1 pseudogene is annotated in these 349 nt (G+C 58.7%); it reads right to left on the reverse strand.

Features of this window, described 5'->3' with window-relative positions:
- Window positions 1-112: 112 nt before the first annotated feature.
- Window positions 113-349: pseudogene (locus tag EE949_RS00940) on the reverse strand (Crp/Fnr family transcriptional regulator); the annotation flags it as partial.

Below are 349 nucleotides of genomic sequence, written 5' to 3' on the forward strand. Positions count from 1 at the left end.
GGGCAGTATCGAAGTGACTTGATGCGCTGATGATCATTTGTTGATGTGACGCGGAGCGTCATGGGCTGCATGCCCACGCAGAGCACGGGCACGATCAGCGTCGGGCGCACCTTCAACACACGGCACTGGCCTTGGAGTAATTCGCCACCTTGCGCAGCTTCTCCACTTCGAAGACTTCCAACTGCCCTTCCCCCAAACGAACGACTTTGCGTGCATGCAGGTCCTGCAGCACGTCGAGTAAAACGGCCGGAGAAAGATCCTCAGGCGGCTGGATTTCGTCCAGCGTGACCAGGCGCCGAGCATGGCTGAGATTTCCATAGCCTTCGGACAGCATTAGCAGGCGCCACGC

It is taken from the genome of Pseudomonas viridiflava (assembly GCF_900602065.1).
GTDB lineage: Bacteria > Pseudomonadota > Gammaproteobacteria > Pseudomonadales > Pseudomonadaceae > Aquipseudomonas.